This is a genomic window from Streptomyces sp. NPDC050674, from assembly GCF_040654575.1.
In the GTDB taxonomy this organism is placed as follows: Bacteria; Actinomycetota; Actinomycetes; order Streptomycetales; family Streptomycetaceae; genus Streptomyces.
Window position 1 is genome coordinate 12806 of sequence record NZ_JBFAIG010000001.1, and the last position, 13959, is coordinate 26764.

General features: G+C 72.1%; 14 protein-coding genes. 4 read left to right on the forward strand and 10 right to left on the reverse strand.

Going from position 1 to position 13959, the window contains the following annotated elements; genetic code table 11:
• Nucleotides 1–50 precede the first annotated feature (50 nt).
• On the reverse strand, nt 51–2024 hold the full coding sequence (locus AB0I06_RS00065; protein WP_363116421.1) for a translation factor GTPase family protein: 1974 nt from the start codon (nt 2022–2024) through the stop codon (nt 51–53).
• Nucleotides 2025–2214: 190 nt separating this feature from the next.
• Here AB0I06_RS00065 and AB0I06_RS00070 point away from each other — a divergent pair, with 190 nt between their 5' ends.
• Together AB0I06_RS00070 and AB0I06_RS00075 are read left to right on the forward strand one after the other, a co-directional pair.
• On the forward strand, nt 2215–3321 hold the full coding sequence (locus AB0I06_RS00070) for an XdhC/CoxI family protein (protein ID WP_363116422.1): 1107 nt from the start codon (nt 2215–2217) through the stop codon (nt 3319–3321).
• 85 nt (nt 3322–3406) lie between these two features.
• Complete coding sequence (locus AB0I06_RS00075) at nt 3407–4009, forward strand: carboxymuconolactone decarboxylase family protein (RefSeq protein ID WP_363116423.1); 603 nt, start codon at nt 3407–3409, stop codon at nt 4007–4009.
• Here AB0I06_RS00075 and AB0I06_RS00080 read toward each other — a convergent pair.
• Entirely contained in the window at nt 4002–4823 is an 822-nt protein-coding gene (locus AB0I06_RS00080) for a methyltransferase domain-containing protein (RefSeq protein WP_363116424.1), read from the reverse strand. The genes AB0I06_RS00075 and AB0I06_RS00080 overlap by 8 nt on opposite strands.
• Nucleotides 4824–4857: 34 nt before the next feature.
• The gene (locus tag AB0I06_RS00085; RefSeq protein ID WP_363116425.1) at nt 4858–5367 is read right to left on the reverse strand and encodes a metallophosphoesterase; all 510 of its coding nucleotides are present in this window, start codon (nt 5365–5367) and stop codon (nt 4858–4860) included.
• Nucleotides 5368–5575: 208 nt separating this feature from the next.
• Here AB0I06_RS00085 and AB0I06_RS00090 point away from each other — a divergent pair, with 208 nt between their 5' ends.
• Both AB0I06_RS00090 and rfbC read left to right on the forward strand, forming a co-directional pair.
• Complete coding sequence (locus tag AB0I06_RS00090; protein WP_363116426.1) at nt 5576–7522, forward strand: glycosyltransferase; 1947 nt, start codon at nt 5576–5578, stop codon at nt 7520–7522.
• Between the two features lie 4 nt (nt 7523–7526).
• Complete coding sequence (rfbC, locus tag AB0I06_RS00095) at nt 7527–8132, forward strand: dTDP-4-dehydrorhamnose 3,5-epimerase (RefSeq protein ID WP_363116427.1); 606 nt, start codon at nt 7527–7529, stop codon at nt 8130–8132.
• 119 nt (nt 8133–8251) lie between these two features.
• Here the strand turns inward: rfbC and AB0I06_RS00100 are convergent, their stop codons facing one another.
• The 7 genes from AB0I06_RS00100 to AB0I06_RS00130 all read right to left on the reverse strand — a co-directional run bounded on the left by AB0I06_RS00100 (nt 8252) and on the right by AB0I06_RS00130 (nt 13867).
• Complete coding sequence (locus AB0I06_RS00100; protein ID WP_363116428.1) at nt 8252–9055, reverse strand: class I SAM-dependent methyltransferase; 804 nt, start codon at nt 9053–9055, stop codon at nt 8252–8254.
• Nucleotides 9042–9929: a dTDP-4-dehydrorhamnose reductase gene (gene rfbD / locus AB0I06_RS00105; protein ID WP_363116429.1), complete on the reverse strand. Its 888-nt coding sequence runs from the start codon at nt 9927–9929 to the stop codon at nt 9042–9044. The genes AB0I06_RS00100 and rfbD overlap by 14 nt, the downstream gene beginning before the upstream one ends.
• A complete protein-coding gene (rfbB, locus tag AB0I06_RS00110; protein ID WP_363116430.1) occupies nt 9926–10906 on the reverse strand; it encodes a dTDP-glucose 4,6-dehydratase in 981 nt (326 codons plus the stop codon). The genes rfbD and rfbB overlap by 4 nt, the downstream gene beginning before the upstream one ends.
• Nucleotides 10903–11970 carry a glucose-1-phosphate thymidylyltransferase gene (locus AB0I06_RS00115; protein WP_363116431.1) on the reverse strand — a complete coding sequence of 356 codons (1068 nt, stop codon included), beginning with the start codon at nt 11968–11970 and terminating at the stop codon, nt 10903–10905. Before AB0I06_RS00115 ends, rfbB begins: the two co-directional genes overlap by 4 nt.
• A 104-nt stretch (nt 11971–12074) precedes the next feature.
• Nucleotides 12075–12257 carry a hypothetical protein gene (locus AB0I06_RS00120; protein ID WP_363117034.1) on the reverse strand — a complete coding sequence of 61 codons (183 nt, stop codon included), beginning with the start codon at nt 12255–12257 and terminating at the stop codon, nt 12075–12077.
• 180 nt (nt 12258–12437) lie between these two features.
• Entirely contained in the window at nt 12438–12857 is a 420-nt protein-coding gene (locus AB0I06_RS00125) for a CBS domain-containing protein (RefSeq protein WP_363116432.1), read from the reverse strand.
• 74 nt (nt 12858–12931) lie between these two features.
• Nucleotides 12932–13867 carry a LysR family transcriptional regulator gene (locus AB0I06_RS00130; RefSeq protein ID WP_363116433.1) on the reverse strand — a complete coding sequence of 312 codons (936 nt, stop codon included), beginning with the start codon at nt 13865–13867 and terminating at the stop codon, nt 12932–12934.
• Nucleotides 13868–13959: the final 92 nt, after the last annotated feature.

Consider the following 13959-nt stretch of genomic DNA (forward strand, 5'->3'; position numbering starts at 1 on the left):
TCAACACCCCTGACTCTGGAGTAAGTTCCCGCTCGGCCGACGCCCACACCTCAGCCGCCCACCCTTCGTGTCACGTTCAACAAGTACTCCTTCCTGTTCAGCGGGTTGTGATCGGTGCGCGGACGCTCAGGAGGCGTGCCGTGGGTGACCGGGGCGTAATGGGCGAAAGAACTCTCCAACTCCCCCTCACCACGGGTCAGTCCCGGCAGCCGCTGTTCGAGCGCGTGCACCTGGGCGGCCGGCACGGTGCCCTCCAGGACGCAGCGGTCGTCCCGGTTGCGGGTCGTCTCCGGTACGGCCGCCAGCCCGGCGAGGACCGGCAGCAGCGCGCCGAGCGTGTCGGCGGGAGCCTCGATGCGGAAGCGGTGCATCGGCTCGTGGACCCGCGTCCCGGCCCGCCGCAGCGCCTCGATCAGCACCAGTGGCGTCACGCCGCGGAAGTCGGCCCCCGTGCTCGACATGCTCTTGTCGAACCCCTGGTGGGCATGGCTCTGCCGGGGCGAGTAGCCGCTGTGCGTCATGGTGATCACGCAGTCGGTGACCTGCCAGCCGTGCAGCCCCTGGTCGAGCGTCTCCCGCACGGTGTCCTCGACGGCCCTGAAGAACGCGTACGGCATCGATCCGAGCTCCACCTCCAGCCGGAAGCCGACGCCCGAGCCGACCGGTGCCGGGTCGACGCGCAGGCCTACGGTCGCGAGGAACGGATTGGGGTCCACCTTGTTGAACTCCACCGCCTGCCCGGTGCCGACGGGGCGTTCCACGCACAGCGGTGTCGTCTCACGGAAGGTGACGTCGAGGCCGTACTCCTCGACGAGGGTGGCCTGGATGACCTCCTTCTGCACCTCGCCGTACAAGGAGACGGAGGTTTCCTGGCGGCGTTCGTCGTGGCGCAGGCCGATCAGCGGGTCCTGCTCGGCGAGGTGGGTGAGCGCCAGGTGGAGCGCTGCCCTGTTCACTCCCGGGCCGGGCACGACGACCGTCTCCAGGGTGGGCGGGGCGAAGAAGTGCTCGAAGGCCTTGCGGGGTTCGCCGATCGTGTCCCCGATCCGGATGCCGTCGAGCCCGGTGAGACGGGCGATCCGGCCGGCGGCGACGGACTCCTCCCTGCTGTCCGTGCCGTCGCCGAAGACGCTGATCCCGGTGATCCGGCCTTCGGCACCGTCCGCTCCGAACGGCACCCGGTCGCGCACCCGCAGGGTCCCGGAGAACATCCGCGCGTAGGCGGCCCTCTCCCCCGCCGGGCCCCGGTCGATCTTGAACACGGTGGCGGACACCGGACCGCCGGCATCGCCGTCGGCAGCCGGAAGCAGGGTCTCGACGCCGGACAGGAGCGCCTCCACCCCCGCGCCCGTCGCGGCGGAGCCGAAGTAGAGCGGGTGGACGAGCGCGTCCCGGGTCTGCGCGACGAGGGAGCCGTGCAGCAGGGCGTCCGTGACGGTGTCCTCGACGTACGCGGCCAGCAGGGCGTCGTCCTGCCCGGTCAGGACGTCGAGGGCGGCGGCCGGCCCCGGCCCGGGGATGAAGCGGGCCGAGCGGGTGCCGAGACCGGTGACGGACCCCATGGGCACGATCGCGGGGGTCAGCCGGGCCGAGATCTCCCGCAGCAGGTCCTCGTGGCGCGCTCCGCCGCGGTCGATCTTGTTGACGAAGAGCAGGGTGGGGATGCGCAGCCGCTGGAGCGTCCGCATCAGCACCCGTGTCTGCGCCTGCACCCCCTCGACGGCGGAGATCACGAGGACGACACCGTCCAGCACGCCGAGCACCCGTTCCACCTCGGCGATGAAGTCCGGGTGACCGGGGGTGTCGATGAGGTTGACGGTCACGCCGTCGAGCGGGAACGAGACGACGGCGGACTTGATGGTGATGCCGCGCCGGCGCTCCAGGGCGAGGGTGTCGGTGCGGGTGCTGCCGTCGTCGACGCTGCCGATCTCGTCGATCACCCCGGCCGAATGGAGCAGCCGCTCGGTCAGGCTGGTCTTACCGGCGTCGACATGGGCGAGAATTCCAAGGTTGAGCAGGTGCACGAAGCGTCATGTCCTTCACAGAGAGGTCCGTTCCTGGCTGGGGGGGACATGCACGCAGTGCGCATCGGGGCTCCTTCGGACTCGGTGACGTCGCTTCCTGTGCAGTGCAGCAGAACGGCACGGAGGGTCACAACGGAATTAACCGCCGCCGGGGGTACCCGGAGGGGTGCGCGACGGAGAGGAGCGGCTCGTGCGTGACGTTCTCCCGGTGCTCGGCCGCTGGTACGCGGCCGGCGTTCCGTTCGGGCTCGCGACGGTCGTCCAGGTCAGCCGCAGCGCGCCGCGCGACCCGGGCGCGGCGATGGCGGTGGGCCCGGACGGGGAGGTCGTGGGCAGTGTGTCCGGGGGCTGCGTCGAAGGGGCGGTGTTCGAGCTGGCGCGGGAGGCCGCCGCGGGCGGCGAGGCCCGGCTGGAGACCTTCGGCTACAGCGACGAGGACGCCTTCGCGGTCGGCCTGACCTGCGGCGGTGAGATCACGCTGCTGGTGCGGGCGGTCACGCCCGAGCGCGATCCCGCCTTCGGCGCGCTCGCGGACTCGGTCGCGGCGGGTGAACCGGTCGCCCTGGCGACGGTGACCGGCGGCCCGGCGCCGCGCGGGGCGGCGCTCGCCGTCCGGCCGGACCGGACCACCGGCACGCTCGGGTCGAGCGGCCTGGACGCGGCCGTGACCGCCGACGCCCGCGGCGAACTCGCCGTCGGCGCGACGGACCTGCGGCACTACGGTCCCGAGGGGCAGCGCCGGGAGGACTCCGTAGGCGTGTTCCTCCAGTCCTTCGCGCCGCCCCCGCGGATGCTGGTGTTCGGCGCGATCGACTACGCCGCGGCCGTGGCCCGTATCGGTGACTTCCTCGGCTACCGCGTCACCGTCTGCGACGCCCGCCCGGTCTTCGCGACGCCCCGGCGTTTCCCCGAGGGCGTCGAGGTGGTCGCGCAGTGGCCGCACCGCTATCTGCGGGAGACCCACACCGATGAGCGCACGGTCGTCTGCGTCCTGACGCACGACCCCAAGTTCGACGTGCCGCTGCTGACCGAGGCGCTGCGCCGTCCGGCCGCCTACATCGGGGCGATGGGCAGCCGCCGCACCCACACCGACCGGCTGACACGGCTGGCCGAGGCCGGGCTCACGGAACGCGAGCTGTCCCGGCTGCGCTCACCGGTCGGCCTCGACCTCGGAGCCCGTACGCCCGAGGAGGTGGCCGTGTCCGTCGCCGCCGAGATCGTGGCACTGCGCTGGGGCGGCACCGGCATGCCGCTCACCGCGACCGAGGGGGCGGTCCACCCGCGCGCCTCCCCCTGAAACCGAGCCGACCGGCTCCCGGCCCTTCACGGGCAGGCGTTCAGCCGGTCTCCTGGGACGAGTCCATCGGAGACTGGAGGCCCTCATGCCACAGCGTCACCAAGCCGCCCGAGACACCCGTCCGCGGCTGGAGCCGCTCCCCGAGAAGCAGTGGGACCCGCGAACCCGGGAACTGCTGGCCGCCGCCCCCCGCGACCCCGAGGGCGGCATCCCGAACATCTTCACCACGCTCGTGCGCCATCCCGATCTGTACGAGCGGTTCATGCCGTTCGGCGGCCAGCTGCTCGGCAGGGGCCTCCTGCCCGCGCGGGTGCGCGAGTTACTGATCCTGCGCACCGCGTGGAACACCGGCGCGCGGTACGAGTGGGGGCGGCACCTCCCCCTGGCCAGGGCGGCGGGCGTCACGGACGCGGACATCGACCGCATCGGCGAAGGGCCTGAGGCACCCGGTTGGACAGACCTCCAGCGGCACCTGATCCGCGCCGCGGACGAGCTGCACGGTGACGCCGGGGTGTCCGACGCGACCTGGGCGGGTCTGGCCGAGCACTTCGGCGACGCCGAACTGATCGAGATCACTCTGCTGGTGGGGCAGTACCACATGGTGGCCTACTTCCTGAACGCCACCGGGGTGCGACTGGAGCCCGGTTTCGACAGCACCGGGTTCGAGGAGCGGGCGGACTCTAGCTGAGCCGCCGTGAGCCGTCGCCCGCCGGTCTGCGCCCCCAGGCCGAGATCATCGGCGAGGTGGCGAGGTCCAGGCGTCCCGCCTCGACGGCGCTGAGATGCGCGTCGATCTCCTCGTCCGTGGCGAGACCCGCGGCGACGAGCCTGTCCCGTACCTGCCGGACGGTGGCCGCCTCCAGGGCGTCGCAGGCGGGCGAGGTGATCGGGAAGTAGGCGTCGGCCTCGACCTCCACGAGACCCGCCTCGCGCAGCAGCCGTGGCAGTCTGCGTCCGTAGGAGAGGTCCGCGCCGCGCTGCCGCAGCAGTTCGCGGAAGCCGGTGCGCAGCCGGTTGGCCCGCTCCTGCTCGGGACCGTGCTCATCCGGGCAGATCAGGGGCTGGAGCGCGGGGTCGGCGTCCTCGATCAGCAGCACCCCGCCGGGGCGCAGCGCCTGGATCATGGCGCGCAGCGCGGCGTCGCGCTCGGTGACGTGGACCAGGACGAGCCGGGCGTGCACCAGGTCGAAGGGACCGGCCGGAGGGGCGTCGCGGCCGACGTCGTGCCGCAGCACCTCGACGCCCTCGGTGGCGGCCGCGGCGGTCCAGGACACGTCGATGTCCGTGGCGAGCACACGCCCGGTGGGCCCGACGCGCTCGCGCAGCCAGGCCGCGACGCCCGGCCCGCCGGCCCCGACCTCCCAGCAGCGCCACCCCTCGGCGATCCCGGCCGCCTCGACATGCCGGAACGTCGAGGCGTCGAAGAGGGCCGACAGCGCGTCGAAGCGCGTACCGGCCTCGGCCTGCCGGTTGTCCAGGAGGTATCCGTCGTCCTGCCCCATGCGGCGATCATGTCACGCGCACAGCCGGGGCGTTTCAGCGCGGCGGGCGGGGCGGCAGCCGGTGCAGTTCCACGTCCGTGAGCAGCCCCTCGGCGACCGTGGCGGTCAGGTACGTGCAGTGGGGCTGACGGCGGCGGTCCGTCGGCGAGCCCGGGTTCAGCAGGCGCAGGCCGGAGGGGGCCGTGGTGTCCCAGGGGATGTGGCTGTGGCCGAAGACCAGCACGTCCAGGCCGGGGAAGCGGGCGGCGCACCGCTGCTCCCGGCCCTGCTTGGCGCCGGTCTCGTGGATCACGCCGAACCGCACCCCGCCCAGTTCGGCGTACGCCACCTCGGGCAGCCGGGCGCGCAGCTCCGGCCCGTCGTTGTTGCCGTACACGGCGACGAGCCTGCGACTGCGGGCCTCCAGCAGATCGAGGGTGGCCGCGTCGACCCAGTCCCCGGCGTGGAACACCACGTCGGCGCGTGGGAGTTCGGCGAGCAGCGGGGCGGGCAGTTCCCTGGCCCGCCTGGGCAGGTGAGTATCCGACATGAAAAGCAGGCGCACCTCCTCAGCCTAGGCGCCGCCGCACGCTGCCGCCTCCGACCCGCTTGACCGCGAACAGACAGACAGTGCAGCTCAGTTGCCGTGCCGCCGAGATGATCACGGCGAGGTCTCGAAAGGTGAGGCGAGCTCGCCGAGCGGGTTAGCATCGGGCAACACGCAGTACAACAGGACGTCTACGGCGAGCGACCCGAAGGGGCCCGGAAACCCGATGCCGGTCAAGGTCAGCGTCATCGTCCCCGTGTACAACCCGGGGATCTACATCGAGGACTGCATCTCCTCGCTGCAGCGGCAGTCGCTGCCTCCCGACGAGTTCGAGGTGATCTTCGTCGACGACGGCTCGACCGACGAGACCCCGGCCCGGCTCGACCGGCTCGCCGCCGAGGACCCCCGGATGAGGGTCATCCACCAGGAGAACTCCGGCTGGTCGGGCAAGCCCCGCAACGTCGGCATCGAGGCCTCCCGCGGCGAGTTCGTGATGTTCGTCGACAACGACGACTACCTGGGGGACGAGGCCCTGGAGCGGATGTACGACTACGGCGTGGCCAACGGCGCCGACGTGATCGTCGGCAAGATGGCCGGCAAGGGCCGCGGGGTGCCGGTGGAGCTGTTCCGCCGCAACCACCCGCGCGCCACCGTCGAGAACACCCCGCTCATCGACAGCCTCACCCCGCACAAGATGGTCCGCCGGGCCTTCCTGGACCGCATCGGTCTGCGTTTCCCCGAGGGCAGGCGGCGCCTGGAGGACCACGTCTTCATCGCCGAGGCGTACCTGCGCGCGGAGAACGTCTCCGTGCTCAGCGACTACGTCTGCTACTACCACCTCCGGCGCGAGGACGGTTCCAACGCCGGCTTCGAGCGCTTCGACCCGGTCGGCTACTTCGCGAACCTCCGCGAGGCTCTCGACGTCGTGGAGCGGTACACGGAGCCCGGTCCGGTGCGCGACCGGCTGTTCCGGCGCTGGCTGCGCGTGGAGATGGTCGAGCGGCTGCGGGCGCGGCGCTTGCTGAACCTGCCCGACGACTACCGCAGGGAGCTGTTCAGGGAGATCCACAAGGTCGTCGTCGAGCGGTTCGGGCCGGGGGTGGCCGCCGGTCTTCAGCCGACACAGCAGGTCATCGCCGCGCTGACGGCGGCCGACCGGTACGACGACGTGGTGGCCTTCGCGGAGTGGGAGGCGGGTGTCGCCCCCAAGGCGACCCCCGGGGACATCGAGTGGCGCGACGGCTCCCTCACCATCGGCTTCACCGCCGAGTACCTGTCCGGCGGCGAGCCGATGCCGTTCCCCGCCGCCGCCGAGTCCACGCCGCTGACGGATGTGCCGAAGGACGTGCCCGCGGCGGTGCGCTGGGTGGCCTCGGAGACCGCCGCGCGGTTCGGACAGGCCACCGCCGACCTGCTGCTGCGGGAGCGCTCCAGCGCCGCCCAGTACTTCCAGCCGGTGCGGTTCACGCGCGAGAGCGTGCCCGTCGGGGACGGCGAGGAGGTCCGGCTGGTCCTGCGGGCCACCGCCACCGTCGACCCGGCCGCCCTGCCGCGTGACGGCGCCTGGGACGCACTCGTCCGGGTGAAGTCGGGCGGCTGGACCAAGGAGTGCCGGCTGGGCCCGGTGCCGCCCGAGGACCGCTCCACGCCGGGTGCGGGAGTGGTCGGCGACCGCCCCGTCCTGCCGTACTGGACGGCACCGCACGGCAACCTCTCCCTGGAGCTCGGCGCGCACGGCAAGCGGCTCGGGCTCGGCCGTGTGCAGCTGGGGGACGTCACCGTCTCCGAGGGCCGGTTCCGGGTCCTGCTGCCGGTGCACGTCCCGGGCGAGACCCGGGTGCGGCTGAGGTTCGTCTCCTCCCGCCGCATCCTGGAGACGCCCGGCACCCTCTCCCCCCGCGATGACCGGCCGGGTTCGGTGCTGGCCGCCGATCTGCCCGCCGAGCAGGAGCTGTCGGGCGATGTCTGGCGGGTGGCCGTGTGCCTGAACCCGGGTGCCGAGCAGGCCCGCTTCGCCGGTCTGCCGTTCGCGCTGCGGGCCGGTGGCGGGAGCGTGCTGGTGACGCCGGTGCCGGGACCGGGCGTGGCGCTGCGACTGGCCCGGCGGGCGCGACGGGTGCTGCGTGCCGCGCGCCGGAAGGTCGATTCCCGTATCAGGAACGGAGGACGGTGAGGGCATGCGACCCCTGGGGATAGAGGGCGCCTGGGTTCTGGAGCCCAAGGTCTTCCCGGACGACCGGGGCAGCTTCCACGAGTGGTACCGCGGTGCGGAGTTCCGCGAGGCGACGGGCCGCGACCTGTCCCTTGCGCAGGCCAACTGCTCGGTCTCCAAGCGGGGTGTACTGCGGGGCGTGCACTTCGCGGACGTGCCGCCCAGCCAGGCCAAGTACGTCACGTGTGTCCGCGGTGCCGTACTGGACGTGGTGGTCGACATCCGCGTGGGCTCCCCCACCTACGGGGCGTGGGAGGCCGTACGGCTCGACGACGACACACGGCACGCGATGTTCCTGGCGGAGGGCCTCGGTCATGCCTTCATGGCCCTCACGGACGACGCGACGGTGGTCTACCTGTGCTCCGAGGGCTACGCCCCGGACCGTGAACACGGCATCCACCCGCTCGACCCGGCCCTGGGGATCGAGTGGCCCGAGGGCATCACCCCGCTGCTGTCCCCGAAGGACGAACAGGCCCCGACCCTCGCGGAGGCGGAGCGGCGCGGACTGCTCCCGTCGTACGAGGCCTGCCTGGCGTACTACGAGCAACTGCGCGGCGGACAGGGGGCGTAGCCCTCAGCCGACGCCGGACACACCGCAGGCCCGGACGCGAGCGGCGTCCGGGCCTGCGTTTCGTGCGGCCGGGAAGGCCATGGCGCCGGCCGCCCCCGGGCGGTGGCCGGCGCCGTCGTTCAGCGGCTCACACCGACCTGCTGGAGGGCCTTGCGCAGCGGCTCCCAGCCCACGGACCGGGGCAGGCCGCGGTTGCGGGCCTGGGCGAGGGGACGCCAGAACCCCGCTTCGAGCAGGGCTTCGGGGCGGACCGCGCCGGCCCGCTCCAGGATCGCCTCGGGCACCTTCTGCGGGTCGGGGACCTTGTACTCGGCCATGATCTCGTCGTACTTGTCGTGCAGGACCCGGTTGTCCGGGTCGGCGCCGAAGACGACCAGCTGGCCGGTGGGCGCGGTGTCCACCTGCACCGTGACCAGGTCGGGGCGGTAGCGCGCCAGCACCTCGGTGATCTTGTAGACGTCGCCGGTCCAGGCGTTGGTGTGCCGGTCCCGGGCCGCCTCGTCGATGCTGCGCGGCAGCATGTCGTCGAGGACAATCACACTGCCCCAGTCCGAGTACTTCTCGACGTTCATGAAGTCGCGCAGCGCGAACTCGAACAGGTGCATGCCGTCGATGAAGGACAGGTCCAGCGTCGTGCGGCGCCAGTAGCCGATGGGGCTGCGGCCGCGGCGCAGGTTGCGCAGCGGGTGACGGCCGCCCTTGAGGTGCTGGAGGGGGTTGTCGCGCGCGAAGAAGTCGTCACTGGTGGCCTTCACCAGGTGGACGTCGCACCGCAGCTCCGAGACCACCTTGAAGGCGGGGTCGATCGCGATGCTGGGGACGCGGGACAACGTCAGGCTGCGCCCGTCGTTGACGCCGATCTCCAGGTAGTTGCGATTGGCGCTGACCTTGTGCAGTTCCCGGAGGAACTCATGGCGTTTCACGAGGAAGACCTTCCTTGCGGATGCGGGGCAGTGCTTCGTGCAGGGCGGAGCGCCAGTCGCGCGGCGGCGGCAGGCCGATCTCCTGCCACCGGCGGTGTGCGAGGGCGCTGTACGCCGGGCGGGGCGCGGGCCGCGGGAAGGCCGCGCTGCTGGTGGGGCGCACCCGGTCCGGGTCGGCGCCGATGAGGGAGAACACCTCGCGGGCGAGGTCGTACCAGGTGGCCTCGCCGGAGCTGGTGGCATGGAAGACGCCGTGCGCGCCGGGGCCGAGCCGGGGGCCGAGGTCGGCGATGCGCTCGGCGACGTCGGCGCTCCAGGTGGGCTGCCCGCGCTGGTCGTCCACGACGTCGAGGGTGTCGCGACGGGACTCCAGCTCGATCATCGTCCGTACGAAGCTCCGGCCGTGGGCGCCGTAGAGCCAGGCCGTGCGTACGACGGCGCCGGCGCCGGGCAGTTCCTCCAGCACGGCCCGCTCCCCGGCCAGCTTGGTGCGGCCGTAGGCGGTGCGCGGGCCCGTGGGGTGGTCCTCCGGGTAGGGGGTGGTGCGGGCCTCGCCGGAGAAGACGTAGTCCGTGGAGACGTGGATCAGGCGGGCTCCGTGCGCGGCGCAGGAGCGGGCCAGCACCCGCGGGCCGTCGCCGTTGATCTCCAGGGCGCGGGCCTCGTCGGTCTCGGCGTCGTCGACGGCGGTGTACGCGGCGCAGTTCACGACGAGGCCGGGGCGGTGCTCCCGCACGGCGGCGTCGACGGCCGCCCGGTCCGTGATGTCCAGGGCAGCGCGGTCGAGGCCGACGACGCTCTCCCCGCGGCTCGTCAGTTCCTCGACGACGTCACGGCCGAGCATCCCGCCGGCCCCGGTGATCAGCCACGTCATGCCCGCTCCTGGGCGACGCGCCGCTTCAGGGGCTCCCACCAGGCCCGGTTGTCGCGGTACCAGGCGACGGTCTCGGCGAGGCCGGTGGTGAAGTCGTGGCGGGGTTCGTAGCCGAGTTCGTCACGGGCCTTGGAACAGTCCACGGAATAGCGCAGGTCGTGTCCCTTGCGGTCCTCGACGTACTCCACGCGGTCCCAGTCCGCTCCGCAGGCCTGAAGCAGGAGACCGGTGAGCTCCTTGTTGGTCAGCTCGGTGCCGCCGCCGATGTTGTAGACCTCGCCGGGCCGGCCCTTCGTGCGGGCGAGGTCGACGCCCTGGCAGTGGTCGTCGACGTGCAGCCAGTCGCGGACGTTGCGGCCCTCGCCGTACAGCGGCACCTTGTGGCCGTCGAGGAGGTTGGTGACGAACAGCGGGATGACCTTCTCGGGGAACTGGTGCGGGCCGTAGTTGTTGGAGCAGCGCGTGACGCGCACGTCCAGGCCGTGGGTGCGGTGGTAGGCCAGCGCGAGCAGGTCGGAGGAGGCCTTGGACGCCGAGTACGGCGAGTTCGGTTGCAGCGGGTGGTCCTCCGGCCACGAGCCGGACTCGATGGAGCCGTACACCTCGTCGGTGGAGACGTGCACGAAGGGGCCCACGCCGTAGCGCAGGGCGGCGTCCAGCAGGGTCTGGGTGCCGAGGACGTTGGTGCGGACGAAGTCGGCGGCGCCCGTGATGGAGCGGTCCACATGGGATTCGGCGGCGAAGTGCACGACCTGGTCCGCGCTCGCCATCAGCTTGTCGACCAGCTCGGCGTCGCAGATGTCGCCCTGGACGAACTCCAGCCGCGGGTGGGTCAGTTCGAGGTTGTCGAGGGTGCCGGCGTAGGTGAGCTTGTCCAGCACGGTGATGCGCGGCGCGTCGGGCGCGTCCGAGGCGAGCAGTGCGCGGACGTAGCGGGAGCCGATGAACCCGGCGGCGCCGGTGACGAGGAGGTTCATGAAGTGATCTGCACCTTGCTGTGATCTCCGAGGACGAAGCGGTGGGCGCTGGGGACGCTGGGCGCGGGGGTCACCTCGACGTGGCGGCCGATCAGCGAGGCCTCGATGCGGCCGACTCCCTGGATCGAGGAGTCCCGCAGCACTATCGAGAACTCCAGCTCGCTGTCGGTGATGCGGCAGTTCTCGGCGACGGAGGTGAAGGGGCCGACGTAGGAGTTGCTGACGACGGTGCCCGAGCCGATGACGACGGGCCCCACGACCCGGGAGTTGACGATCCGCGCCCCCTCTTCGAGCACCACGCGCCCGATGGTCTCCGAGGTGTCGTCCACCTCGCCGTCGATGCGGCGCTCCACGACTTCGAGGACCGTGCGGTTCACCTCGAGCATGTCACCGACGTTGCCGGTGTCCTTCCAGTAGCCCTTGACGACCGTGGAGCGCACGTCGGCGCCGGTGTCGATCAGGTGCTGGATGGCGTGGGTGATCTCCAGTTCGCCGCGCCAGGACGGTTCGATGGCGCGGACCGCCTCGTGGACGAGGGGCGTGAACATGTAGACGCCGACCAGCGCGAGGTCGCTCTTGGGCTGGTCGGGCTTCTCCTCCAGGCCGATCACCTGGCCGGACGGGTCGAGTTCGGCGACTCCGAAGGCGCGGGGGTCGGCCACGCGCGTGAGCAGGATCTGGGCGTCGGGCCGATGGCTGCGGAACTCGTCGACGAGGCCCGTGATGCCGCCGACGATGAAGTTGTCGCCGAGGTACATCACGAAGTCGTCGTCGCCGAGGTAGTCACGGGCGATCAGCACCGCGTGGGCCAGCCCGAGGGGCCGCTCCTGGGGGATGTAGGTGATCTTCAGGCCGAACGCCGACCCGTCCCCCACCGCTTCCTCGATCTCCTCGGCCGTCTCCCCGACGATCATGCCCACGTCGGTGATGCCGGCCTCGGCGATCGACTCCAACCCGTAGAACAGCACGGGCTTGTTGGCCACGGGCACCAGTTGCTTGGCCGACGTGTGGGTGATCGGCCTCAACCGTGTTCCTGCGCCGCCGGACAGCACGAGAGCCTTCATTCGGTTCACCTTAGTCGTGAACCGGCGGATGTGAACATCACTTCTTTCAGTTGTCGACGTGCGCAGTTGCTCGGATCGTCATCGCACTGTTCCGCGGGGAGGGGTCAGTCCTCACCCCGGACGATGTTCCACTCCGGCCCGGAGCTCACCGCCCCGGGGGTGCCCCGGTCCCCGACGGCGGGGAGGCAGGTCCGCAGCGCGGCCTTTCCGCGCAGACGGCGCGCCTTCGACCAGCCGGTCTCGTGCTGACGGACGACGGGCTTCTCACTGGTGTCCATGGACTCCACGACTCATCATCTTCCTTCTGCTTGCGCTCGTGTTCGAGTCCCCAGTGAAAATCCGAACAAACCCGGACCGGAGCGTCCGCGCCGCGGTCCCGAACTCCGCTCCCGGGGCCCGGTGTTGCAGGACGCACGACGGTCCCGCGCACGACGGGGTGCGCGGGACCGTGCGGGTGGGTGCCGCTGTCAGGCGTTGGGGCGCGCGGCGCTGATGTCGCCGAGCGCCGACTCCGGGTCGCGCTCCATGGCCAGGTCGCCCAGGGAGACGATGCCCACGGGGTGCCCGTGATCGACGACCGGGATGCGGCGCACCGAGTGCTCGCGCATCAGTTCCACCGCGTGCCCCAGGTCCTCGTCGGGGCCGACGGTGACCAGGTCGTCGCTGCACGCACCGGCCACGGTGGTCTGCTCCGGGTCGCCGCCCCGGCTGATGGACCGGACCACGAGGTCCCGGTCGGTGACCAGGCCGCGCAGGTCGTCGCCGTCCGTGACCAGGACGACTCCGAGGTCCTCGTCGCGCATGATGCGCGCCACCTCGGCGACGGAGGTCTGCGGCCCGACGGTGACCGGGTCGCCGGTCATGATGTCGCGGACGTGCTGAGCCATGACGTTCCTCTTCCTTCGGCTCGTGGCGGATTCTCCGTTCTGCGCCGCCACGGGTACCCGGCCGGGCCGCGGTGTCACCAGGTGCGCCCGGCCTCCAGCAGACGGTCGCGGACGAGGGCGACGTGAGGGTTGTCCGAGGTGCCGGGCCGCTGGACGAGGAAGCCGGTGTTGATCGGCGCGTCCTGCGGGGCGTCGAGGAGGACCAGGGCGCCCGACGCCAGTTCCCCGGCGCACAGGTAGCGCGGCAGCACACTGAAGCCGGCGCCGGCCGTGACCAGGGCCAGGACGGCCCTCAGGTCCGGCACCGAGACGGCGGCGCGGCAGTTCAGTCGCCGGCCGAACACGTGCCGCCAGTAGCGGCGCACGATGGGCAGGTCTTCGGCGTAGGTGATCAGCGGGACGTCGTGCAGCGCGGCGGGGGTGTCGGCCGCCGGGCGCTTCGCGATCCGCTCGGCCCAGGCGGGGGCGGCGACCAGGACGAACTCCTCGTCGGTCAGCGGCACCGCCGGCAGGGTGCGGCCGCGGGGCCGGGTGGTGGCGATCACCAGGTCGTGGCGGCCCGCGCGCAGTTCGTCGAGCAGGGGCTCGGTCAGCCCCGTGGCGACGCGCAGCCGTACGCCCTCGGTGACGAGCGGGGCGAGGGCGGGCAGGGCCCGGGTGGACAGCAGTTCGGCGGGCCCGGCCAGGTGGACCGGCTCGGCGCGTGACTCCGCCCGGGGGCCGTGGCCGGTGGCCTCGGCGAGCGCGTCGAGAGGGGCCGCGACCCGGGCCGCGAGTTCGTCCGCCACGGCCGTCGGGGCGACACCGCGCGGCAGTCGTTCGAACAGTTCACGGCGGGTCTGCCGTTCCAGTGAGCGGATCTGCGTGGTGACGGTCGGCTGGGACAGGCCCAGCAGCTGCGCGGCGGCCGTGAAGGAACCGGACCGGTAGACCGCCAGGAAGGTGCGCAGCAGGTTCAGGTCGGGCTGCGCGGGTGCGCCGGTCGCGCCGAGCGGGTCAAGGGGCCTCACGTGATCCGACCCTACCCGGTCCAGCCATTGGAATTCCTATGGCTGCCATTGCCCCTGTCATTGGAAAACCGGCGGTCCGGGCGCCTACGGTC